General features: G+C 63.3%; 22 protein-coding genes, 2 pseudogenes and 1 other annotated feature. Of the genes and pseudogenes, 20 read left to right on the top strand and 4 right to left on the bottom strand.

The features are described 5' to 3' along the window. Positions 1–10 precede the first annotated feature (10 nt). The 20 genes and pseudogenes from NX02_RS29865 (at position 11) to fliE (ending at position 19,525) form a co-directional block, all read left to right on the top strand. Entirely contained in the window at positions 11–1,393 is a 1,383-nt protein-coding gene (locus NX02_RS29865; protein ID WP_047100369.1) for an NAD-dependent succinate-semialdehyde dehydrogenase, read from the top strand. Positions 1,394–1,467: 74 nt separating this feature from the next. Further along, entirely contained in the window at positions 1,468–2,502 is a 1,035-nt protein-coding gene (gene adhP, locus NX02_RS29870; RefSeq protein ID WP_047100370.1) for an alcohol dehydrogenase AdhP, read from the top strand. 5 nt (positions 2,503–2,507) lie between these two features. Further along, positions 2,508–4,454, top strand: a complete 1,947-nt coding sequence (locus tag NX02_RS29875) for a copper resistance system multicopper oxidase (protein WP_047100371.1) — start codon at positions 2,508–2,510, stop codon at positions 4,452–4,454. A 13-nt stretch (positions 4,455–4,467) separates the two neighbouring features. After that, positions 4,468–5,343 carry a copper resistance protein B gene (locus NX02_RS29880; protein ID WP_158014298.1) on the top strand — a complete coding sequence of 292 codons (876 nt, stop codon included), beginning with the start codon at positions 4,468–4,470 and terminating at the stop codon, positions 5,341–5,343. Positions 5,344–5,428: 85 nt separating this feature from the next. After that, entirely contained in the window at positions 5,429–5,713 is a 285-nt protein-coding gene (locus tag NX02_RS31930; RefSeq protein WP_084718432.1) for a DUF2933 domain-containing protein, read from the top strand. Between the two features lie 599 nt (positions 5,714–6,312). Continuing rightward, positions 6,313–8,709: a heavy metal translocating P-type ATPase gene (locus NX02_RS29885; RefSeq protein WP_158014299.1), complete on the top strand. Its 2,397-nt coding sequence runs from the start codon at positions 6,313–6,315 to the stop codon at positions 8,707–8,709. Positions 8,710–8,880: 171 nt separating this feature from the next. Next, on the top strand, positions 8,881–9,048 hold the full coding sequence (locus NX02_RS32930; protein ID WP_158014300.1) for a hypothetical protein: 168 nt from the start codon (positions 8,881–8,883) through the stop codon (positions 9,046–9,048). Positions 9,049–9,167: 119 nt separating this feature from the next. Further along, positions 9,168–9,530 (top strand): IS66-like element accessory protein TnpA, encoded by a 363-nt coding sequence (tnpA, locus tag NX02_RS29890; protein WP_007407193.1) that lies wholly within the window; start codon positions 9,168–9,170, stop codon positions 9,528–9,530. Next, on the top strand, positions 9,527–9,874 hold the full coding sequence (gene tnpB, locus NX02_RS29895) for an IS66 family insertion sequence element accessory protein TnpB (protein WP_025292355.1): 348 nt from the start codon (positions 9,527–9,529) through the stop codon (positions 9,872–9,874). Before tnpA ends, tnpB begins: the two co-directional genes overlap by 4 nt. A 55-nt stretch (positions 9,875–9,929) precedes the next feature. Next, positions 9,930–11,489 (top strand): IS66 family transposase, encoded by a 1,560-nt coding sequence (gene tnpC, locus NX02_RS29900; RefSeq protein ID WP_025292356.1) that lies wholly within the window; start codon positions 9,930–9,932, stop codon positions 11,487–11,489. 36 nt (positions 11,490–11,525) lie between these two features. Beyond that, a pseudogene (locus NX02_RS29905) lies at positions 11,526–11,750 on the top strand (DUF1622 domain-containing protein); the annotation flags it as partial. Between the two features lie 15 nt (positions 11,751–11,765). Then, a protein-coding gene (locus NX02_RS29915) for an IS3 family transposase (protein ID WP_158013994.1) occupies positions 11,766–12,994 on the top strand; the annotation gives its coding sequence in 2 pieces (ribosomal slippage) (positions 11,766–12,054 and positions 12,054–12,994; 1,230 coding nt in all). Then, positions 12,047–12,163 (top strand) — a sequence feature (AL1L pseudoknot). (Overlaps the previous gene by 117 nt.) A gap of 340 nt (positions 12,995–13,334) precedes the next feature. Further along, a complete protein-coding gene (locus NX02_RS29920) occupies positions 13,335–14,000 on the top strand; it encodes a class I SAM-dependent methyltransferase (protein ID WP_047100373.1) in 666 nt (221 codons plus the stop codon). Between the two features lie 203 nt (positions 14,001–14,203). Further along, positions 14,204–14,581 carry a hypothetical protein gene (locus NX02_RS29925; protein WP_047100478.1) on the top strand — a complete coding sequence of 126 codons (378 nt, stop codon included), beginning with the start codon at positions 14,204–14,206 and terminating at the stop codon, positions 14,579–14,581. 87 nt (positions 14,582–14,668) lie between these two features. After that, positions 14,669–15,415, top strand: a complete 747-nt coding sequence (locus tag NX02_RS29930; RefSeq protein ID WP_047100374.1) for a Bax inhibitor-1/YccA family protein — start codon at positions 14,669–14,671, stop codon at positions 15,413–15,415. Positions 15,416–15,625: 210 nt separating this feature from the next. Next, positions 15,626–15,907, top strand: a pseudogene (locus NX02_RS31935) (transposase); the annotation flags it as partial. A gap of 115 nt (positions 15,908–16,022) precedes the next feature. Beyond that, positions 16,023–17,534 carry an IS21 family transposase gene (gene istA, locus NX02_RS29935; RefSeq protein WP_025291104.1) on the top strand — a complete coding sequence of 504 codons (1,512 nt, stop codon included), beginning with the start codon at positions 16,023–16,025 and terminating at the stop codon, positions 17,532–17,534. Then, positions 17,521–18,249: an IS21-like element helper ATPase IstB gene (gene istB / locus NX02_RS29940; protein WP_025291103.1), complete on the top strand. Its 729-nt coding sequence runs from the start codon at positions 17,521–17,523 to the stop codon at positions 18,247–18,249. The genes istA and istB overlap by 14 nt, the downstream gene beginning before the upstream one ends. Next, positions 18,195–18,986, top strand: a complete 792-nt coding sequence (locus NX02_RS29945) for an IS5 family transposase (RefSeq protein WP_425424057.1) — start codon at positions 18,195–18,197, stop codon at positions 18,984–18,986. Before istB ends, NX02_RS29945 begins: the two co-directional genes overlap by 55 nt. Positions 18,987–19,075: 89 nt before the next feature. After that, positions 19,076–19,525, top strand: coding sequence for a flagellar hook-basal body complex protein FliE (fliE, locus tag NX02_RS31105; protein WP_245648921.1), 450 nt, complete (start codon positions 19,076–19,078; stop codon positions 19,523–19,525). Between the two features lie 356 nt (positions 19,526–19,881). On the opposite strand, the gene NX02_RS29955 is transcribed toward fliE, so the two are convergent. The 4 genes from NX02_RS29955 to NX02_RS29970 form a co-directional block, all read right to left on the bottom strand. After that, positions 19,882–20,517, bottom strand: a complete 636-nt coding sequence (locus NX02_RS29955; protein ID WP_239556198.1) for a YybH family protein — start codon at positions 20,515–20,517, stop codon at positions 19,882–19,884. A gap of 73 nt (positions 20,518–20,590) precedes the next feature. After that, the gene (locus NX02_RS29960) at positions 20,591–21,388 is read right to left on the bottom strand and encodes a (S)-acetoin forming diacetyl reductase (protein WP_047100376.1); all 798 of its coding nucleotides are present in this window, start codon (positions 21,386–21,388) and stop codon (positions 20,591–20,593) included. 160 nt (positions 21,389–21,548) lie between these two features. Continuing rightward, positions 21,549–22,577 carry an alcohol dehydrogenase AdhP gene (gene adhP, locus NX02_RS29965; RefSeq protein ID WP_037475973.1) on the bottom strand — a complete coding sequence of 343 codons (1,029 nt, stop codon included), beginning with the start codon at positions 22,575–22,577 and terminating at the stop codon, positions 21,549–21,551. A gap of 15 nt (positions 22,578–22,592) precedes the next feature. Continuing rightward, a complete protein-coding gene (locus NX02_RS29970) occupies positions 22,593–23,984 on the bottom strand; it encodes an NAD-dependent succinate-semialdehyde dehydrogenase (protein WP_037475975.1) in 1,392 nt (463 codons plus the stop codon). Between the last annotated feature and the right edge of the window lie 4 nt (positions 23,985–23,988).

Genomic DNA, 23,988 nt, shown 5'->3' on the forward strand with positions numbered 1-23,988 from the left:
AGACGAGACGATGACCTACCAGAGCATCAACCCCTACGACGGCAAACTCCTGCAAAGCTTCGACGATCTTACCGAGGAGAGCCTTGAGACAAAGATTGCGACGGCCGCCGCGTGCTTCGAGAGCTGGCGGCAGACGACGTTCGCGCAGCGGGCGGCCATCGCCGCGAAAGCCGCCGCCATCATGCGGGCCCGCGCCGACGAGTTCGCGCGGCCGGTAACGCTCGAAATGGGCAAGCGCATCGCCGAAGCGCGGGGCGAAGTGGCGCTCAGCGCGGACATCATCGATTACTACGCGCAGAACGCCGAACGCTTCCTCGCGCCCGAACGCCTCCATCCGAGTTCAGGCGAAGCGGAGATCGAAAGCACCCCCCTCGGCGTACTCTTCGGAGTTCAACCATGGAACTTTCCCTATTATCAGCTCGCGCGCTTCGCAGCGCCCAACCTGATGGCGGGCAACGTCGTGATGGTGAAGCACGCCGGGAACGTTCCGCAATGCGCCATCGCGTTCGAAGAGCTGTGGCTGGAGGCCGGGGCACCAAAGGGCGCCTACACCAACCTGCTGATCTCCCACGACCAGGTGAACCGCGTCATCGACGACCCGCGGATCAAGGGCGTGGCGCTGACGGGCAGCGTCGAAGCCGGAAAATCCGTCGCTGCGCGGGCGGGGCAGAACCTGAAGAAATCGACGATGGAGCTTGGCGGCAGCGATGCCTTCATCGTCCTTGATGACGCCGATCTGGAAAAGACCGTCGAGTGGGCGGTCTGGGCCAAGATGAACAATACGGGCCAGTGCTGCGTGGCGGGCAAGCGCTACATCGTCGTCGAGGAGTTGGCCGATCGGTTCCTCGACAAGTTCCGCACCGCGCTCGCGAAGCTGGAACCCGGGGACCCGATGGACGAGGCGACAACGCTCGGTCCGTTGTCCACCGAAGGCGCCCTGGTGAACCTCCTGGACCAGGTCGATCGGGCGGTCGGCGACGGCGCCACGGTCGTGATGGGCGGCAAGAGGATCGACCGTCCGGGCTCCTTCATGCAGCCCACGATCCTGGCCGATATCGCGCCCGATAGCGCCGCATTCCGGGAGGAGTTCTTCGGGCCGGTCGCGCTCTTCTTCCGGGTCAAGGATGAAGACGAAGCGGTGGCGCTCGCCAACGACTCGGCTTTCGGGCTTGGCGGCTCGGTCTTCACCGGCGACGTCGCGCGCGGCAAACGCGTCGCGAGCCGCATCGATACGGGCATGATGTTCGTCAATCACCCAACTTGGACGACGCCCGACCTGCCGTTCGGTGGGGTCAAGGACTCAGGCTACGGCCGCGAGCTTTCGAACATGGGCATCCAGGAATTCGTCAACAAGAAACTGGTTCGCGTCGAGGCGATCGACGCGCCAGCCTAGATCGCAAGGCGCGGATTTCGAACCAGCGCGACGTCAACAGCGCGCTCTCGACTGAGCTAAAAAGGAAAACAGCCATGGCTTCTACAATGCAGGCCGCAGTGGTCGAAACGTTCGGCCAGCCTTTGGTCCTCCGCGAATGGGACATGCCGACGCCTGGCCCAGGTCAGATCGTCGTCAAGACCGAAGCGTGCGGCGTGTGCCACACCGATCTCCATGCCGCAAATGGCGATTGGCCGGTCAAGCCGACGCCCCCGTTCATTCCGGGTCACGAGGCGATCGGTCCGGTCGTCGCGGTCGGAGCGGGCGTGACGATCGTCAAGGAAGGCGACCGGGTCGGAGTGCCCTGGCTCTATTCAGCATGCGGCCGCTGCGAATATTGCCTGAAGGCTCAGGAGACGGTTTGCGCCAAGGCGCAGTTCGGCGGCTACACGAAGAATGGCGGCTTCGCCGAATACATCCTGGCCGACCCCAATTACGTCGCCCACATCCCCGACGGCCTGTCGTCGATCGAGGCCGCGCCGCTCGTCTGCGCCGGCATCACCACCTACAAGGGCATCAAGGAAACCGGAGCCAGGCCCGGCGAATGGATCGCCGTTTCCGGCGCCGGAGGCCTCGGCCATCTGGCCATCCAGTATGCCAAGGCCATGGGACTGTCCGTCGCGGCGATCGACATCGACGACACAAAGCTCGAACATGCAAAACGCCTCGGCGCCGATCTTGCGATCAACGCCAAAGAGGGCGACCCGGCGGAGGCCTTGAAAAAGGCGACGGGCGGCGGTGCTCACGGGGTCCTGATTACAGCGCCCTCCCTCCCGGCGTTCAAGCAGGGAGTCGCCATGACGCGTAAGCGCGGAACCTGCGTGCTGGTCGGGCTGCCGCCCGGCGAGTTTCCGGTCCCGCTCTTCGATGTAGTCGTTGACTGCATCACCATTCGGGGATCGTTCGTCGGCACACGCCAGGACATGGCCGAGGCCCTCGCATTCGCCGCCGAAGGCAAGGTCAAGGCGAACATCGAACTGCAGCCGCTTTCGGCGATCAACGAGGTTTTGAGCCGGCTGCAACGCGGCGATGTGGCCGCACGCGTCGTCCTCGATTTCGCGGGCAAGTGATCGTTATGACAAGGTCTTTGGATCGCATCGGCCGACGCGAGGTGATGGCGGGCGCGGGTCTGCTTGGCCTATCGGCGGTTCTCGCGCGCTCGGCGCCGGCTTATGCCTGGACGCAGGACAGCCAGGCCTTGCCGGTCCCGCGGCCCTCCTCCGCGAACGTGCGCAGCTACGATCTGGAGATCGACGACTACCGACTGATGGTCGACGGACGTCCCGGCAAAGCGATGGCGATTAACGGAACCGTGCCGGGGCCGCTCCTGCGTTTCCGCGAGGGCGAAGACGCCGTCATACGGGTCACGAACCGCTTGAAGGAGATCGCCTCGATCCACTGGCACGGGATCCTCCTGCCCCCGGGCATGGACGGGGTTCCCGGCGTGAGCTTCGCCGGCATCGCGCCGGGCGAGACGTTCACCTACCGCTTTCCGCTGCTTCAGAGCGGCACCTACTGGTGCCACAGCCATTCGGGCGGGCAGGAGCTGCTCGGCGTCTACGCGCCCTTCGTCATCGATCCGGCCGGTCCCGATCCCGTCGCCTTCGACCGGGACTATGTCGTGTTGATGTCCGACTGGAGCTTCGAGGCTCCAGAAAAGATTATCGCCAATCTCAAGAAGCAGTCCGGATATTACAATTATCAGAAGCGCACGCTGGCCGATCTCGTGCGCGATGTCAGCGCGAACGGCTGGTCGGCGACGCTCATGGAACGGCTCAGCTGGTCCAAGATGAGGATGGACCCGACCGACTTCGCCGACGTCACCGGTTACACCTACACCTACCTCGTTAACGGTCTGACCAGCGACGCCAATTGGACGGGGCTGTTCCGGCCGGGTGAGCGCGTACGCCTGCGTTTCATCGCGGCCGGCGCGATGACCTATTTCGATATCCGCATCCCCGGGCTCAAGATGACCGTGGTCCAGGCCGACGGGCAGGACATCCAGCCGCTGGAGGTAGACGAGTTCCGGATCGCGCCCGGCGAAACATTCGACGTCATCGTCGTGCCCGAGGACCGCGCCTACACGCTGATGGCGGAGACGATGGACCGCAGCGGGTTCGCGCGCGGCACCCTGGCCCCGCGCGCTGGCATGACCGCCCCGATCCCGCCGCGCCGACCGCGGCCGATCCGCACCATGGCCGACATGGGGATGGACATGGGCGGCATGGACATGGGCGCGGGCAAGGCCGGGATGGGGAGCATGTCCGGGATGCCGGGCGCCGCCGCTCCCGCGTCACCGCCGATCATGGACATGAGCGGCCACCAGATGCAGAACATGGGCGCGGCCGGGCGGGTTCGCGCGGACGCCGCCGGAAAACTGAAGACGGCGCACCAATCGGGCATGGCCGACATGCCGACGACCGGCGGCGCGATGGGCGCCATGGGTGCGATGCCGGGCATGAGCGGCGAAGGCGCCTCGGTCAAAGATCAGCGCTTCGCTCACGGCCCCGACACGCACGGGGTCGGCAATTCCTCGATCGCCATGGTCGCGAAGAACCGTCTCGGCGAACCGGGCTCGGGGTTCGACACCGAGAATTCGCGCGTCCTGGTCTACGCCGATCTTCGCAGCGTGATCCCGCAAACCGATCTGCGTGCGCCCGAGCGCGAGATCGAACTGCACATCACGGGCAACATGGACCGCTACAGCTGGTCCTTCGACGGCAAGAAATACTCCGAAGCGCGCACCCCAATCGCGTTCAGATATGGCGAACGGCTGCGCATGGTGTTCGTCAACGACACCATGATGGAACATCCGATCCACCTTCACGGCATGTGGATGGAGCTCGAGAACGGCGGCGGAGCGAACCAGCCGCGCAAGCATACGGTCAGCGTCAAACCCGCCGAGCGCCTGACGGTGGCTGTGACCGCCGACGCACCTGGGCAATGGGCGATGCACTGCCACCTGTTGCTCCACATGGAGATGGGCATGTTCCGCGTCGTCGAAGTCTCCTCCCCCGCCTGACCGGAGAAAGCCGTTGCGCTTCGCACCTTCATTATTGCCCGTCCTGTTCCTGCTGCCCACCGGTCTTCAAGCACAAGAGACGGGCGCGCGGGGAGCCGGCGAACCGATGTCCATGCCGATGCCGGCTCCCGGCCAAACTTCGCATGCCGAACCGGTTGCTGCACCTGCCCCGACAGACCAGGAGACAGCAACGCTGCCCAACCTGGAGGACCGCTCAGGATGGCCGGAGCCGACCGCCGACAGCGCGAACTACAGCTACCTGGTGACAGAACTGCTCGAGTATCGCGAAAGTCGCGCCGCGGGAGCGATCCGCTGGGACATTTACGGCTGGTACGGCGGCGACGTGAACCGGCTCTGGGTCAAGACCGAAGGGCTGCAAGACGTATCGGGGCCAGGCGGAGGCGAGCAGGAGGCCCAGCTTCTTTACGGCCGCCTGATCTCGCCCTTCTTCGACTTTCAGGCCGGCGTCCGTTTTGCGCACCGCTCGGGGCCAGGCCCCAATCAATCGCGAACCTATGCCGCGATCGGCGTGCAGGGCCTCGCTCCTTACCGCTATTCGCTCGAACCGACGTTGTTCATAAGCCAGGACGGCAAGGTCTCCATGCGGGCGACCGCCACCTATGATCAGCAGCTGACACAGCGGCTCATCCTGCAACCCCGCTTCGAGTTCGACGCCGCAGTCCAAAAGGATCGGTCGTTCGGCGTCGGTTCCGGGCTGAACAAGACCGAACTCGGTCTCCGGCTGCGGTATGAAGTAAAGCGCGAGTTCGCCCCGTATGTGGGCGTGTCGTGGACACAGAGCTACGGAAGCACGAAACGACTGGCGCGCGCGGAAGGTGAAGACACCAGCCTCGTTTCTGTCGTCGCGGGAGTCCGGATGTGGTTCTGAGAAAGGCGCGCGCCTCGATGGACCTGACCAACCTCGCCCGGCAGTCGAGGTGTGAAGAATGTTAGACGGAAATGGAGCGGTCGATATGAGTAATTCCGGACGGCGATTGGCACAACGGCTCCGAGCGCACCCCCTGACTTCGGTCGTCTCCGGCATTCTCGTCATTGTGGCACTATATCTGGTGTACGAGCACCGCACCTCCCCGCTTGCAATGCTCCCCTACCTCCTCCTGCTCGCTTGTCCGCTGATGCATTTTTTCATGCATGGTGGTCATCGCCGGCGCACCAGCGAACGTGCGGAGAACTCGGGAGGTCCAGCGGGGACAATCGGCAACCGCCTTGTTAGCCGCGAAGCAGAGGGTGGGCAGTGATATGCAACTGCGGAGCGCCCATTGGCTCCGCGCGATCGCTCTGATGGCATTTGCAGCCGGTGCGTCCACTACGAGCGCCTCGCAAGCAGCGACGGTCCAGCCGGAGGCGAGCCTTGTCGGAACTTGGTCTTTCGACGGCCGCCAAGCCTGCAAGTCCGGACCAGCCTGGGTTTTCAGCTCTGACGGTTCGTATTCGGAAGTGATGCTCCCCGACAGAACGTCGCGAGGGACTGGTGGCTGGCGCGAGCAGGGAGGAAGTATCTTCTATTCGCTGGCCGTTCCGGCTTCACGAACACGGCGCCGGGCACGGCTTGAACGCCGCATGACCATCATCGAGCGCTCACCGGACCGGATTGTTGCGGTGACACAACAGCGGGTCCGACATGTGATGCACCGGTGCCGGTAGGAACTTTGTGCTCGTGCCGCCATGGCGGCTGGCGGGACACCATCCCGCCAGCTTTCATGGCTTTGAACAAACTCCTGCGCCTCCAGTATGATCTCATACGACAGCCGGTTGGTGGGAGCCGGCTTGGCGCTCCTGCGAAGCTCTGGTTCCGCGTAAAAGGTGCTCCCGTGCCGGTCGCCACGCCTGCGTCTGAATGAAGGAAAATATTGTGGATCACACGCATGAATACGCGGAAGGCGACCGCCAAATGAAGCCATCCGGCCTCCCGGACGGAGCAGTCAGGGATCCGGTATGCGGAATGACGGTGGACCCAGCTACCGCAAAGCACCGCCATGATCTGGACGACACCATCTACTATTTCTGCAGCGAGGGGTGCCGCTCGAAGTTTGCCGCGGATCCTGAGCGTTATCTCAACCCTCCCGCAACAAAGCCCGCGATCACCAGTCCGGCAATGGGCGCATTGCCCGAGCCGGCTCAGGGGGCCGTATGGACCTGCCCGATGCATCCCGAGATTCGCCGCCCCGGTCCCGGGAGCTGCCCGATCTGCGGGATGGCGCTGGAGCCGGCCGACCCCACGCTCGAAGAGGGCCCCAATCCCGAACTGATTGATATGACCAGGCGGTTCTGGGTCAGCGCCATTCTGTCCCTGCCCCTCCTCGCTCTGGCAATGGGGGGCGAGCTTTTCGGCTGGCATCCACTCCCGATGCGTACGTCGATGCTCGTCCAACTTGCGCTCGCTACCCCGGTCGTGCTGTGGGGCGCCTGGCCATTTTTCGAGCGAGGCTGGGCTTCGCTCAAGAGCCGAAACCTCAACATGTTCACGTTGATCAGCCTCGGCGTCGGGGTTGCCTACGTCTTCAGCGTGGTGGCCACCTTAGCGCCCGATCTCTTCCCTCCCTCGTTCCGAACGATGGGAGGAGCCGTCCCGGTCTATTTTGAAGCGGCGGCTGTCATCGTCACGCTGGTTCTGCTCGGCCAGGTCCTGGAGTTGCGTGCCCGTTCGGCAACCGGACGGGCGATCCGCGCGCTGCTCGGCCTCGCCCCGAAAACGGCTCGCATCGTGCGCGCTGACGGACGCGAGGAAGACATTCCGCTCGAGCATGTCGTGGTCGGTGACACGCTTCGTGTGCGGCCCGGCGAGAAGATACCGGTCGACGGCATCGTCACTGACGGCCGATCCTCAGTCGACGAATCCATGATCAGCGGTGAGCCCGTGCCGGTGGAAAAGGTCCCCGGCGAGAAGGTGACCGGAGCCACCGTGAACGGCACCGGCAGCCTGTTGATGCGCGCCGAGCGCGTCGGCCAGGATACGATGCTATCGCAGATCGTCCGCATGGTCGCAGACGCACAGCGCTCGCGGGCTCCAATTCAGGCGCTGGCCGACAAGGTCTCGGCCTGGTTCGTTCCCGCCGTCGTGCTGATTGCGATTCTCGCCTTTGGCGTGTGGTCGATCTGGGGTCCGGAACCGGCGCTCAGCTTTGCGCTCGTCAACGCGGTTGCGGTTCTCATCATCGCCTGTCCCTGCGCCTTGGGCCTCGCCACGCCGATGTCGATCATGGTCGGCACCGGCCGCGGCGCCACTGCCGGCGTCCTCGTCAAGAACGCCGAGGCACTCGAGCTCATGGAGAAGATCGATACGCTGGTCGTGGACAAGACCGGCACGCTCACCCTCGGTAAGCCCAAGCTCGTCGCCGTCACTGTCGCAGAAGGCCGCGCCGAAGCTGACGTCCTGAGGCTTGCAGCCGCTCTTGAGCGCGGTAGCGAGCACCCGCTTGCAGCAGCGATCGTGGAGGGTGCCGAGGAGCGCGGGCTGGAGTTGCCGAGCACGACCGACTTCGCGTCGCATACGGGCAAGGGCGTGACCGGGAAGGTGGAAGGGCGTCAGGTCGCTTTGGGCAATAAGGCGCTGCTTGAGGGCCTGGGCATCGACACCTCGGAGCTGACAGGTCAAGCCGACGCGATGCGCGCCGAGGGCCAGGGCGTCATGTTCACGGCGATAGACGGAGCGCTTGCCGGACTCATCGCCGTGGCTGATCCAATCAAGGAGAGCGCTGCCGACGCGATCGCCGAACTACGCAAGGGAGGCGTTCGAGTGGTCATGCTGACCGGCGACAATCAGCGCACCGCGGATGCGGTGGCACGGAAGATCGGCGGCATCGACGAGGTCTTCGCCGACGTTCTCCCCGACCAGAAGCAGGCCGTGGTGGAACGGCTCCGTGCCGAGGGCCGCCGCGTGGCAATGGCCGGCGATGGCATCAACGATGCGCCTGCTCTGGCTGCCGCGGACGTCGGCATAGCGATGGGAACAGGGACGGACGTTGCGATGGAGAGCGCGTCCGTGACCCTGGTCAAGGGTGACCTTGGCGGGATTGTCCGCGCCCGCCGGCTCAGCCGCGCGGTGATGCGCAACATCCGGCAGAACCTGTTCTTCTCGTTCATCTTCAATGCGGCGGGCGTGCCAATCGCGGCCGGAGTGTTCTATCCCCTGTTCGGACTGCTCCTCAGCCCCATCATTGCCGGCGCCGCGATGGCGTTCAGCTCGGTGGCTGTTATCGGAAACGCGCTTCGTCTGCGGACGGTGCGGCTTTGATGGCGAAGCAGCTCCCCGTCTTTCGCCAGAACGGCAGTTGCTCGTTTTTAGCGAAGCTGAAGTAGGCTCTCTGATCTCGCCGGGCAGCCGCCATCGGTGGCAGTAGGTAGCTCCGGGCGTGGATCGAGCAAAACGAAATAGTTTGAGGGCGATATCAGGACAACGGACTCTATGACCATTACGCAGGTGGCCACGATTGATATCAGCGGTATTGTCCGGGTTGCGGTAACGGCCCTTGAACTTGCCGGCACGGGCGCGATCTTGGCGGGCGCCCTGATAGCTACCGCGGCTTGCGCCAAGAGAACCTGGTCCAGCGGCTACGAGGTAAGCGTGGCCTGAGGGCCGCCTTGCCCGTTTGGCCGTAGCCGGGATGCTTATCGTCTTTGACGAGGGCGCGGGCGGTGCGGGAGGTTTTCGGTTCTGAGACTGGTCGTACGAGCGCTCGTACGACTGGTCGTGTGGAGGTGGTCGGCCGGGTATCGGGCCGACGGAGCTGGTCGGACGCGGAGAAGCTGGAGATCCTGGCCGAGGCGTTCCGGCCGGGCGTGCGGGTCCGTGATGTCATCGCCCGGCGCGAGGTGTCGAGCAGCCTGATCTATACGTGGCGCAAGCAGGCGCGGCTGGGCAAGCTGGGCGGGGTCGCGCCTGCGCTGCCGGCATTCGCCGAGGTGCGCGTGGCCGATGTCGCCGCACCTGCGCCGCAGCCGGCGACATCCACGTCTGGCCTCATCTGCATCGAATTTCCGGGTGGCGTCCGAGTGAGCGTGGACGGGTCGGTGGACGCCGGCGCGCTGGCGCGAGTGTTGTCGGTGCTGCGTTGAGCCCCACGCCGTTGCCGACGCGGGTGTTCCTGGCGTGTGGCGTCACCGACATGCGCAAAGGGTTCGATGGCCTGGCGGTACTGGTGCAGCAGGTGCTGGCCCAGAACCCGCACTCGGGCGCGTTGTTCGCGTTCCGGGGCAAGCGGGGTCATCTGGTCAAGCTGCTGTGGTTCGATGGGCAAGGCCTGTGCCTGTTCTCCAAGCGGCTCGACCGGGGTCGGTTCGTCTGGCCGGTGACCGCGACGGGCACGGTGACGCTGACGCCGGCACAATTGTCGATGCTGCTGGAGGGCATCGACTGGCGTCGCCCAGAGCGGACGTTCACGCCGACGCTGGCGGGGTGAAAACGGCGGTTTTGCGACGCTTTTTCTCGCCCGTCGATGCGTGATCTGTTATGAAATGCGGGTGCTGGAAGCGCCTGTTTCCCCTGCTGATGCCACCGCGCGGATCGCCGCGCTGGAGGCATCGCTCGCCCGGGCGAATGCCGCGCTCGCCGCCCGCGATCTGCTCATCGACACGTTGCGCGGGCAGATCGCCCGACTGCGGCGGATGCAGTTCGGTGCCTCCTCCGAGAAGTTGGGCCGCGAGATCGAACAGCTCGAGCTGGCGCTGGAAGAGCTGGAAACGGAGCGGGATGTTTCCGAAGTCGAGACTGCGGCGCCTGGAGTAGCGCCGCGCCTGGCACCGGTCCGCAGTCTGCCGGAGCATCTGCCGCGCGAGGAGGTCGTCCACGAGCCGGCGTCCGGTATCTGCACCTGCCCGGACTGCGGTGGTGCGCTGCGCCGGCTGGGCGTGGACGCGCACGAGATGCTCGACATCGTGCCGGTGCGCTGGCGGGTCGTGCGCAACGTCCGCCCCAAATACAGCTGCCGGTCTTGCGAGAAGATCGTCCAGGCACCCGCGCCGGTCAGCGCTGTGGCGCGGGGCAAGGCGACCTTCGCGACGCTGGCGCACGTCGTCGTCTCCAAGTTCGACCACCATCTGCCGTTGTACCGCCAGGCCGAGATGATGGCCGCGCAGGGGCTCGAGATCGACCGCTCGACGCTCGCGGGCTGGGCCGGGCAAGCTGCAGCACTGCTCGACCCGGTGGTCAGCCGTATCCGTGACGAGGTGCTCAAGGCCGACAAGATCCATGCCGACGACACGCCGGTGCCGGTGCTCGACCCCGGCCGTGGCAAGACCGCGACCGGGCGGCTGTGGGTGTACGCCGCCGACGACCAGGCGTCCGGCAGCACGACACCGCCCGCAACATGGTATCGCTTCACGCCCGACCGCACCGCGGCGCACCCGCAGGCGCATCTCGCCGGCTTTCGCGGCTTTCTCCAGGCCGATGCCTATGCGGGCTATGACGCCCTGTACCGCGGTGGCGTCACAGAGGTGGCATGCTGGGCACACTTCCGGCGCAAGGTGTTCGACCTGCACGAGCGCCTCTCCACGCCGCTGACCACCGATATCCTGGAGCGCATCGGCGCGCTCTATGCCGTCGAGGCGGAGGTGCGTGGTCAGCCGCCGGATGTACGCCGTCGAGCGCGACAGGAACGAAGCCAGTCGCTGGTCGACGCCTTGCGCGAGGTGCTCGACGCTGCCCTTCGCCGCCTGTCGCCCAAGTCCGACATGGCCAAAGCCATCGCCTATGGCACCAAACGCTGGCCGGCGCTGTGCCGCTTCCTGGGTGACGGGCGTCTGGAGATCGACAACAACATCGCGGAGCGGGCCCTGCGCGGCGTCGCCGTGGGAAGGCGCAACTGGCTGTTCGCGGGTTCGCGCGCAGGCGGCGAGCGAGCCGCCGCCATCTACACCGTCATCCAGACCTGCAAGGCCAACGGCGTCGACCCGCAGGCCTATATCGCCGATGTCATCGCCAGGGTCGCCGGCGACTGGCCCGCCACCCGCTGGGACGAGCTGATGCCGTGGAACTGGGTGCCCCAGACAGATCAGCCAACAGCCCAAGCCGCATAAACTGCGGTCCTCACGCCACGCTTACGCTACGAGGCGGCATATCGCCCCTTCCGCGCAGATCTTGGGCGCAGCATCTTGCTCGGGCTCGAGTTCCTCGTAGCGGGCGACATTCTCAAGTCGCTGGTTATAAACCCGACGCTTGCAGACCTCGTAGTCCTAGCCGGATTGATCCTCGTCCGCACCTTCCTGAGCGTCTCGCTTGGCGTCGAGATAAACGGGCACTTGAACCGCGCCGGGTTTGCCGGAGGCTCCAACTCCTGAGAAGGTGGAGCCTGTATGAGCAAGACGACGAACAAGTTTGCGCCGGAAGTGCGCGAGCGGGCGGTGCGGATGGTGGCCGATCACGAGCGCGATTACCCCTCCCGCTGGGCCGCGGTGGTGTCCATCGCAGAGAAGATCGGCTGCGTTCCGCAGACGCTGCATGAATGGGTGAAGAAGGCGGAGGTCAACAGCGGTAAGCGCGCCGGTGTCCCGACCGAGGTTGCCGACAAGATGAAGGCGCTGGAGCGCGAGGTTCGTGAGCTGCGGCAAGCCAACGAGATTCTGCGCAAGGCGTCAGCATATTTTGCGCAGGCGGAGCTCGACCGCCCGTTCCGGCGATGATCGCGTTCATTGACGATCACCGCGATGCCTATGGGGTCGAGCCGATCTGCCGCGTCCTGCCGATCGCCCCATCCACCTATCACGAGCGCGTCGCGAAGCGGCAGGATCCAACACGCCTTTCGACGCGGGCACGACAGGATGCGGCTCTCAAGCCCGAGATCGCACGCGTGTTCGCTGAGAACTTCGCGGTCTACGGCGTACGCAAGGTCTGGCGGCAGATGATGCGGGAAGGCTTTCCGATCGCTCGCTGTACGGTCGCTCGGCTGATGCGTGAGATGGGCTTGGCAGGGGTGATCCGGGGCAAGCCGGTGCGCACGACCATCAGCGACAAGGCGGCGCCGTGCCCGCTCGATAGGGTCAACCGCAGGTTCTATGCGCCAGCGCCGAACATGCTGTGGGTGTCGGACTTCACTTACGTCGCGACCTGGGCAGGCTTCGTCTACGTCGCCTTCGTCATCGACACCTACGCTAGGCGCATCGTCGGTTGGCGGGCCAGCAGGACGGCGCATGCCAGCTTCGTCCTCGATGCCCTGGAACAGGCACTTCACGATCGCCGGCCGACCCACCGGGGCGGCCTCATCCATCACAGCGATCGCGGGTCGCAATACGTGTCCATCAAGTACACCGAGCGCCTTGCCGAAGCCGGGATCGAGCCCTCGGTTGGCAGCGTTGGCGACAGCTATGACAATGCTTTGGCCGAGACGATCAACGGCCTTTACAAAGCCGAGGTAATCCACCGGCGTGGACCGTGGCGCAGCTTCGAAGCAGTCGAGTACGCCACGCTGGAATGGGTCGACTGGTTCAACCATCGCCGACTGCTGGAGCCCATCGGCAACATCCCGCCCGCCGAAGCCGAAGATCAATATTATGCTGCCGCAGACAACATCGATATGGCAGCGTGACTCACAACCCAACGCCTCCGGCAGACCCGGCGCGGTTCAACTGGCCGTGGCAAGAAACGCGTTTAGCACGCGAGCAAGCTGCGCGGGGAAACAAATGCCCCGAGAGCGACGGCAAGACGGATGAACCTGGGGAGGGCCAGTGAGGCCGAGGAAAATGGCAGATGCTGGTCGAAGGTTCAGAGCGCACCGCCTCAATGAAGGTCGCTATGCGACTGCGGGGATGGTTCAAGTCCACAGGCGAGACCGCTACAATTGTCGAGAGACCGTCCGATCGTCTCATAATTATGACGCTAACAGGGACGCTCCGGCTCTTCCTGGCCGGTTTGAGAGCAAGCGACGTATGAGCCAAGCTTTCACGCCAGCGCTCGGGAGGGAGGCGCTCACTCCGCTCTACGATCTGGTGATCCGCTTGCTAACCCGGGAGCGGTACTGGCGATCGCTGCTGTTGGAGCAAGTGGCGCCTCACGACGGTGAGAACATTCTCGATCTGGGCTGTGGGACGGGCACATTCGCGATCATGCTGAAGCTGCGATCGCCGGGCGTTCGCATCTTAGGTATCGATCCGGACCTCGGCATCTTACAGATTGCCCGAAAGAAGGCCCGGCGGGCGGGCGTTGAGATCGAGTGGCGGCAGGGTGTCGCGAGCGATCTTGCTGGCTCGCCAGGTACGTTCGACAAGGCGGTCTCGAGTCTCGTCTTCCACCAAGTGACACAGCGCGAAAAGGAGGCTGGTATCGCTGCGATGGTCGCCAGCGTCCGCTCGGGCGGCGAAGTTCATATCGCGGATTACGCGCAACAGAGAGGGTATATGCGGCAGCTTTTTCGGATCGTTCAACGTCTGGATGGATATGAGAACACCCAAGCAAATGCGGATGGAGCACTTGAGCGGATCTTCGCTCGGTATGACGGACCTACTCGAGCGGCGGCGGTGGTCGCGACGCCTACCGGCGCGATTAGCCTATTCAGGATGTTGGTGGATCATCCTTCTGAGAGGCAGGTGCCCTAGATCCTGGATATTGCTGCGTCCTTCTCGCTCAGCGCGGAAATCTGCGGCTTCGGACGATCGGCACCCGACCCTGCCACAGGAAATGACCACCTCGAAGCGTTCTCTCAAGCGCTTGGGTCGCATTGCATTTGATCTGGGTCAATGTCGCGCTGGATGCTAGGTGCTGTTATCGGTCCAAGCCCCAGGACCTCCAGGAGATCACGATGCAGGCCCGACGCTTCTTGCTGGCGACCGCACTTCTCGTAGTGACCGCCCCTGTCGCGGTCATCGCTCAGCCCGCCGCCCGCACGCCGGGGCTGTGGCATGCGATCCTCATGCGCGGCAGCGTCGTCAAGGCAGGTCAGGCCAACCTCGTACTTTGTGTGGGCAAGGCGGACGGTGCTCAACCTGGGCAGATCCTCAACGTCTACCGGAACAAAGAACATCCTCATGGCCCGCGCGGGGCACCCCTGTTCACGCGCGTCGAAGTCGGCACGGTCCGGATTGATTCGGTGATCGATAATCACTTTGCGAAAGCGATCAAGGTGTCCGGTGACGTCAGGGCCAACGACATCGTGGAGCTTAAGCGTCGCTCAGGCTAAGCAATTGCGCGGCCGCCGGCGTGCCGCCCGACGCGGCAGCCGCGAATGGACCGACCGTTCACCTTATATGCAGAGGGAGCACTGACAATGGCCGAGTCGCTCAAGCCTAGCGCACCGCGGGTCCCCCAACCCGACACTGCGGCTCCTGCTATAGCGGCCTATGATGCGGGACTGCGGTCCTACATGTTGGGCGTTTACAACTACATGGCGAGCGGCGTTTTACTGACTGGCCTGATCGCGTTGTTCGTTGCCAGCAGCGCTCCCGTTCGCGCTCTGTTTTTTGCCACGAATGGTGCTCCAACTCTGCTGGGATGGGTCGCGGTGTTCGCACCGTTGGTCTTCGTTTTTGCGTTGAGCTTCGGCATCAGCCGACTGTCGGAGAATGCCGCCAAGACATTGTTCTGGGCCTACGCGGCGCTGATGGGTGTGTCGCTGTCGACAATTCTGCTCGCCTACACAGGCGTCAGCATTGCGCGCACCTTCTTCGTCGCTGCGGCGGCGTTTGGCGGATTGAGCCTATGGGGCTACACCACGAAAAGGGATTTGTCGCCTTTTGGAACCTTCCTGATCATGGGCCTGATCGGATTGCTCATCGCGATGATCGTTAACATGTTCCTGAAGTCTTCGACAATGGACCTCATCGTCAGTGCCGTTGGTGTCCTGCTATTCGCCGGGCTCACAGCGTACGATACGCAGCGGATCAAAAGCATCTACTTCTCAGTGGAAGGTAGCGAGTTCCGGGGCAAGTCTATGGTGATGGGTGCGCTGACCCTCTACCTCGACTTCATCAATCTGTTCCTGTTCCTGTTGCGTTTCATGGGCAATCGCCGATAGCGGATTGCCTCAAGGCTGCTTGAGCCACCAAGGAGGTTCTGGCAGACGATCCACCTCGGGCACTCGCAGTCTAGATGTTTTTGGTTCTGGGCGGTGTCCTGGCCTAAGAGCCCGATCCGAAACTAAGTTGAGTGGTATCAGTGGGTTAGCTTGACGGCCAGCCCAGTCGTTGATTCAGGGGTTTCGCCAAAAACTACCTTGGATACAACGATGTGGACCGATACCACTCGCGCTCTCCATGCGCGAAGCATGCTGGCTTTGCCAACAGATTTAACCGATGCCGAATGGGCTATCTTCGAGCCCCTTCTTCCTCCACCAGCAAGGACAGGTCGACCACGGAAGTGGGAGATGCGCCGGATTGTTGAGGCCATCTTCTACCTGCTCCGGGGTGGGCTGCCATGGCGAATGCTGCCACCTTGCTTTCCACCGGTCTCAACGGTGCGACGCTGGTTCTACATCTGGCGCGATACCGGGCTATGGCAGGCCTTGAACTGTGGATCGGCGTGGAAAAAGGACCCCGGTAGCGGGGTGATCGGCGTCGAAAAAGGACCCCTCATCCCGGTGGTCTAGGCTGTTCGCTTGGCAGGTGTCAGGCGGCGAGATCGGGATGTTGGTATTGGAGACGGTGTTGAGGATCCGGCGCGAGCACGCGGCGGGGAAAGCCATCAAGGCGATAATGCGCGACCTGCATCTGTCACGTGGGGTGGTGCGCAAGGCGATCCGGTCGCCGGAGGCGGACATGGGCTACCGACGCGAGGTTCAGCCGCTGCCGAAGATCGGACCATTCCAGGTGCGACTGGATGCGCTGTTGAAGGAAGACGAGGCACGGCCGCGGCGCGAGAAGCTGCGCATCACGCGTATCCACGACCTGCTGCTGCGCGAGGGGTTTGACGGCTCGTATGATGCGGTGCGTCGCTATGCGGCCCGCTGGCGGCAGGCGCGGCGTCGCGACGTGATGGATGCGCCGGCGTTCATCCCGCTGCTGTTCCGGCCGGGCGAGGCCTATCAGTTCGACTGGAGCCATGAGGACGTCGAGATCGCGGGCAAGCCGATGCGCGTGAAGGTCGCGCATGTGCGGCTGTGCGCGTCGCGAGTGATATACGTGCGAGCCTATCCCCGCGAGACGCAGGAGATGCTGTTCGACGCGCATGCGCGGGCGTTCGCCTTTTTCGGGGGCGTGCCAACGCGCGGCATCTACGACAACATGAAGACCGCGGTGACGAGCGTGTTCACCGGCAAGGAGCGGGTCTTCAACCGGCGGTTCCTGGTCATGGCCAACCACTACATGGTCGAACCGACGGCATGTTCGCCGGCAGCCGGTTGGGAGAAGGGTCAGGTCGAGAACCAGGTGCAGACGGCACGTGGCCGGTTCTTCCAACCACGCCTGCGCTTTGCCAGCATTGAGGAGCTGAACGGTTGGCTGGAGGCGGAGTGTCGCCGTTGGGCGGACACGCACCAGCATCCCGAGCAGAAGGAACTGACGGTCGCTCAGGCCTGGGCTGCGGAGCGCAGCGTGCTTCAGCCCGTCGTCGCGCCCTTCGACGGGTTCTACGAGAGCGAACACGCGGTGAGCGGCACGTGCCTGATAAACTTTGACCGCAACCGCTACTCGGTCATGGCCAAGGCGGTGCGGCGCGCGGTCCAGGTCCGTGCCTATGCCGACCGCATCGTCGTGCGCTGCGACGGCGAGGTCGTTGCCGACCATCCCCGGTTTTTCGGACGCGACCGGACCATCTACGACCCGTGGCACTATCTGCCGGTGCTGGTCACCAAGCCCGGCGCCTTGCGCAACGGTGCACCATTCCAAAACTGGGAGTTGCCACCTGCGCTGTCGCGGCTCCGGCGCAAGCTAGGCGCTGGCGATGATGCTGACCGGCGGTTCGTGCGGGTGCTGGCGGCGGTGCTCGACGACGAGCTGAACCTCGTCGAGGCGGCTGTACGCGAGGCGTTGCTGGCCGGCGTCACCAGCGACGATGTCATCCTCAACATACTGGCCCGCAGGCGAGAACCGCCTCGACCGTTGGCCATCGTCACGGCCGAGGACCTGGCGCTGCGTCATCCGCCTCTTGCCGACTGCACGCGCTACGACAGCCTGCGAGGCCTCCATGCAGCGGCATGAGATGATGACGGCCATGGCGGGTCTCGGCCTGAAGGGCATGGCCAGTGCCTTCGACGAGGCGGTGACCACCGGACTACAGCGCAAGCGCACGACGATGGAGATCCTGACCGACCTGCTGCGTGCCGAGGCAACCCACCGCCATGCAGCGTCGGTCCGATACCGGATGTCGGCCGTCAGGTTGCCGGCGGTGAAGGATCTCGACGGCTTCGTCTTCGACGGCACCCCCATCAACGAGGGGCTCGTACGCTCGCTGCACAGCGGCTCGTTCCTGGCGAGCCAGCGCAACGTCGTGCTGGTCGGCGGTACGGGCACCGGCAAGACACACCTGGCCAGCGCCATCACCGCCAACGTCGTGCGGGCCGGTGCCCGCGGGCACTACTTCAACACGGTCGACCTCGTGAACCGGCTCGAGGAGGAGAACCGCCTCGGCAAAGCCGGCGCGCTCGCAAAACAGCTCTCCCGCCTCGATGTCGTGGTGCTGGACGAGCTCGGCTATCTGCCCTTCGCCCGCTCAGGCGGTCAGCTGCTCTTCCATCTGGTGAGCAAGCTCTACGAGCGCACCTCGGTCATCGTCACGACGAACCTCGCCTTTGGCGAGTGGCCAACCGTCTTTGGTGACCCGAAGATGACCACCGCGCTGCTCGATCGCATTACCCACCATTGCGACATCGTCGAGACCGGCAACGACAGCTGGCGCTTCAAACACCGCAGCTGACGCAAGGGACTACCGGCAGAAGACGCTTCGCGCTGGTTGCGCCTCCGGTCGAGCTACGCCCGCCCTACGCCGCAACCAGCGCGAACGGCACGCCCGCCATACCTGTCACGCAGCTCGACGAAGGGGGTCCCTTTTGCACGCCGATAGGGGGTCCTTTTTGGACGCCGATTGACACCTTGAACCATGGCCTTCTTATGCTGATCCGTGAAGGACAGGGGCGTGAGGCCTCGCCCAGCGCCGGTGTGATCGACAGCCAGAGCGTCAAAACCACTGAAAGTGGCGGGCCTCGGGGCTACGATGCTGGAAAGAAGATCAAGGGACGCAAGCGTCACATCCTAACCGACACCGAGGGCAATCTGGTTCACGCCGTCGTTCATACCGCTGACATTCAGGATCGCGATGGAGCTCCGATGGTCTTGGGCGGCGTCATCCAGCGGTTTCCCTGGCTGCGGCACGTGTTCGCTGATGGCGGATATGCTGGCCAGAAACTGAAGGAGGCCCTGAAGCCTTTGGGTAGCTGGATGATCGCGATCGTCAAACGCTCCGACATGGTCAAAGGCTTCGAAGTCTTGCCTCGCCGGTGGGTTGTCGAACGGACAATCGCCTGGCTCAACCGAAATCGCCGACTTGCCAAGGACTTCGAGCAAACCATCGCATCTGCCACCGCTTGGCTCTTCGCGGCCTCGGTCCAAGCCTTCATCCGGCGTGCCGCAAGACACTGTCATTCAAAGGATTAGTTTCGAATCCGACTCTAAGCGTCGTTAACCATCCTCTAACGCTTGCGATGCGATCATGCAGCTATGCTAGAGGTCGCACCGGGGTGAACATGAGCAGCATCTTCATCAACGACGTCATGGCCGTGCGAAGCGCCATTCTCGACAGGAATGCGGCGCTTCGGAATGTAGCAAGCAGCGCGGTTTCTGTTGGTAGCCCCGAGGGTGCGGGAGCAAAATTCGAAGCAGCGATGAATACCGTGCTTGGAAAGGCGGACGGTGCAGACTCGGTCGTAGGTCCAGGTTCGACCCAAGGGATCTCGGCTGCCGGGCGCGCGGAACCAGGTGGCTTTACCTCTACACTGCAAACACAGCTTCAAAAGATCAATGAAATCAACGCTCGCGCCGGAAAGTTGACGGTTGCCTATGAACGCGGCGAAGAGGTCGATATTGCAAAGGTAATGCTCGCGCGGCAGGAGTCGTCGATCGCGTTCGAGGCGACGTTGCAAGTTCGCAATAGGTTGCTTTCCGCGTATAAGGACATCATGAGCATGCCAGTCTAGCGAAAACCTTGTCGATCATATCATTGTAAGGAAGTCAGATACGAGCATCCCACCGTATCAGCTATGATGGGTTCAGATCGGCATCGAAGGGTATTCTGTTATGAGAAGATCGAGGGCGATTATCACAGCCATGTTTCTGTTACCTCTGGCCGTAACGGCTTGTGGCAGCAGCGAGGAAACGTCGGACATCTCCGAGGATCAGATGAACCATTATGCTGGCATACCGGAGCACGATCACCCGACGAATTCTACAAATGCGACACCGCAGTCGGCTACGCCGAATCCAGCGAAGAAGCAGTAGCGGCCATATTGCCGACCCCTGAAGCTGGGTCCGGGCGCAATGTGATCTTGACCGATCAGGAGCCTTTCGGCTTGCGAGCGCTACTGTGCATGCTGATGATCTTCCAGCTGCTCCCCGAGCGCGTTAAGACGCTGGTTGCGACGCCAATACGTTCGGCAACAGCCCCGTTCTTCGGCTCGATCCGATAGCGGTAGGTCTCGGTGGCAAGTGCGACCGGACCCTCAAAGCGAACCTTCACCTTGTAGTCGGAAAATGTAAACGACTTGAAGGCTGCCAGCTCTGGCCCAAGATGATGGGCGAGGTATGTCGCGTAGGTTCCCTCCGAGCCACCCGTTTCGAATATCTGGGAGTCGGCCGCGAAGAGTCGCTCTGTTCCTTTCGCATCGAGCTTTTCAATCGCCGCCTTGTACTGCGACAGTACTGCCTCCACGGCCTTCGTATCCGCGAAGCGCGATGCAGGCTGGGCGGCGACCGCGATCGGCATCGCCAGTGCTGTGGCCATTGCCACCCTAAACGCCAAAATCATGTTTCCCCCTTCAAAATGCCAGATGGTTGAGGCCGCCATGCATGAAGGCGCGCCCCAGGAACCCTTGTAGTTGTCTGGCGCACAAACCTTGAGGTGACGCCTTCTATCCGGAAGTTCGGTCCACACGAGCGGCTGACCGACCGCATTCAGGACCATTGCATGCATCGCATGCCTCCCAGCATCTGACAGCTGCACCAAGACGAGCCTGCCGAAACAGGATCGTCTTCGAACCTCTGCCTCAGTTAAAGACCATGCCGCCGTCGATAATCAGGGCTTGCCCTGTCATGTAATCCGAGTCCGGGCCAGCAAGGAAGGATACGCAGGCTGCCACGTCTTCCGGCTCAGAGATGCGCCCGAGCGTTACGTTCTTCGCCCATTGCTGCAGGCCCCATTCAAGGGTCTGGCCATTTTCATCAGCGACCTTCTGAGCAATGCCCTCCATCATGGGCGTGCGCACGATACCGGGACAATAGGCACTGCTGGTGATGCCAAGGGGTGCGAGATCCTTGGCTGCTGTCTGGGTGATGCCGCGGATCGCGAACTTGGTCGCGCCGTAAACCGCCAGATCGGGATTGCCAACCTGTCCCGCCTGTGACGAAGCATTGATGATCTTGCCGACGATATCGCCGGCCTTCTCGGGCTTACGTGCCTTGAAATGCTTGAGCGCCGCCTGGATGCCCCAATAGGTGCCGCCGACATTGACGTCGAACACCTTGTGGTAGATTTCGGGCGTGATCTCCTCGATCGGTGTGGTCGGTCCGAGGCCTGCGTTGTTCACGATGACATCGAGCCGGCCAAACCGCTGAACGACCGCATCCACCGCCTTGAAGACGTCATCGCGCTGAGCGACATCGACCTTGACCGCGAGTGCTTCACCGCCTGTAGCGATGATTGCATCGGCTGCCGCCTCTGCCGTTTCCGCATTATAATCGAGACAGCCGATGGCGAAGCCTTCCCGGGAGAGACGCACCGCGATGGCCAAGCCTATGCCCTGGCCGGCACCTGTGACGATTGCGACCTTCTTGCCAGTAGTCATGATAATCTTCCTTCGTCTGTTCAGGATGGCGCCTCTCCTCCACCGGCGCGTCTCCTCCCTCCTAAGGGTGAGAGGAGACGCGTTCAGAAAGGCAATTGACCTCCGGCCCCGGCGGTGACCGGCTGATCGACGAAGACACGCCCGATCGAAAAGCGGCTCGTTATTGCTCGAAATCGATGACGACGCGGCCCTGGATGTCGCCCTTGTGCATCCGGGAGAAGATGTCGTTGATGTTCTCGAGTTTGTCGGTTGAGATCGTGGCCTTCACCTTGCCGTCACCGGCGAAGTCCAAGGCTTCCTGTAAATCGAGCCGCGTCCCCACGATCGATCCCCGCACGGTCACGCCGTTCAGCACCGTGTCGAAGATCGGCAGCGGGAAGTCACCGGGCGGCAGGCCGTTGAGCGCGACCGTGCCGCCGCGTCCCACCATACCCATCGCCTGTTCGAAGGCCTTGGGCGACACGGCGGTGACCAACACCCCATTCGCGCCTCCGATCTGCTTCTTCACGAAAGCGATCGGGTCTTCCGAACGGGCGTTGACTGCCAACGTGGCCCCCAGCGACCGGGCGAGGTCGAGCTTCCTGTCATCGACATCGACGGCGACGACGTTGAGGCCCATCGCCTTGGCATATTGCACGGCGAGATGGCCGAGACCTCCGATGCCGGAGATCACCACCCAGTCGCCCGGTTTGGTGTCGGTTACCTTGAGGCCCTTGTAGACGGTGACGCCGGCGCACAGGATCGGCGCAATATCGACGAACGAAACGTTGCCGGGCAGATGCCCCACATAATTGGGATCGGCGAGAACATATTCGGCAAAGCTGCCGTTCACCGAATACCCGGTATTGTGCTGCTCCTCGCACAGCGTTTCCCAGCCGCCCAGGCAGTGCGTGCAATGGCCGCAGGCATCATATAGCCATGGCACGCCCACCCGGTCGCCCTCCTTGACATGCTTCACACCTGCGCCAACCGCGACCACATGTCCGACGCCCTCGTGACCAGGAATGAAGGGTGGATTGGGCTTGACCGGCCAATCGCCCTCAGCGGCATGCAGGTCGGTGTGGCACACACCGGTGGCTGCGATCTTGACGAGGATCTGGCCGGCGCCAGGTCGGGGCACCGCGACTTCCTCCATGACCAATGGCTTTCCGAATTCACGGACGACCGCGGCTTTCATCGTGCTTTCCATGGCGATGTTCCTCTCTCAGAAATGCGCGTCGATATCGACGACATCGATCAGCTTGTGATTGACGAACTCCTTGAGGCCGAGGCCCAGCAGTTCGCGGCCATAGCCCGAGCGACGGATGCCGCCGAACGGCAGGTCGGCCTCCACCTTAGTCGGGTGATTGACGAAGACCATGCCGGTGGAAATCCGCTTCGCCACTTCGGCGCCGTGGACAGGATCGGAGGTGAAGACGGAGCCGCCCAGGCCAAAGGGCGAGTCGTTGGCGATGCGCACGGCATCGTCCTCATCCTTCGCACGGAACAGCATCGATACCGGACCGAAGAATTCCCAATAACGGGCCGGATTGCCCTCATCGAGGTCGGTCAGAAAAGTTGGCTGCACGAAAGCCCCCTTGTTCGGCACTGTAGGACCGACTTCCTCAGCCTTGGCGCCCAGTTCGACGGCCTTGCGGATCTGTTCCTTGATGTCGTCGGCCGCCTTTTGCGAGGAGAGCGGCGCGAGAGTGGTGCCGGGGTCGGAGGGGTCGCCCATGACGAGCTTGGCTACGCCCTTGCGATAACCGTCGAGGAAGGTGTCGTAGACTTCATCGACGACGATCATGCGCTTGGACGAAACACAGACCTGGCCACCGTTCCAGTGCCGGCCGAAGACGGCCCAGTCGATCGTCTTGTCCATGTCGGCATCGGCGAGCACGACAAAGGCGTCGGCGCCGCCCAGTTCCATGGTCGACTTCTTGAGCGCCTTGCCGGCCTCGGATGCAACCACCGCGCCGGCAGCTTCCGAGCCAGTCAACGCCACGCCATGAACGCGCGGATCGTTGATGATGAGGTTGATCTGATCGCGCGTTGCATAGAGATTCTGGAACGCGCCTTCCGGCAGACCCGCTTCGTTCATCAGTCTCTCGAACGCCGCGGCGCTCTGCGGAACGTTCGAGGCGTGCTTGAGGATCAGCGTGTTGCCGGCCGAGAGTTGCGGCGCGAGAATGCGGGCAATCTGATAATAAGGGAAATTCCATGGCTCGATCGCCAGGAGGACGCCGAGCGGCTCGTGCACCAGCATCGCCTCGCCTTCGGCGGGATCGAGCACCGGCAGCTTCTCCGGCTTCAGCAGGTCTTCCGCATGCCGAACATAATATTCGAAGATCTTGGCGGAGAGTTCCACCTCGGCCTTCGCTTCGGCGACCAGCTTACCCATTTCCAGCGTCAGCAGGCGGGCAAAAGCATCGCTGTCCCGGCGCAGGATGTCTGCGGCATTCTGCAGGATACGGCCGCGCTCGGCGAAGGAGGTTTCGCGCCAACTGAGGAAAGCCGCGTCTGCTTTGTCCAGCGCGGTCTTCACCTCCTCGTCCGTTGCGTCGGGAAAGGTCGCAACAGTGTCTCCGGTATAGGGATTGATGGTCGCGTAGGTCATTGTC

Origin of the sequence: Sphingomonas sanxanigenens DSM 19645 = NX02 (assembly GCF_000512205.2) — a bacterium.
GTDB classification, from domain to species: domain Bacteria; phylum Pseudomonadota; class Alphaproteobacteria; order Sphingomonadales; family Sphingomonadaceae; genus Sphingomonas_D; species Sphingomonas_D sanxanigenens.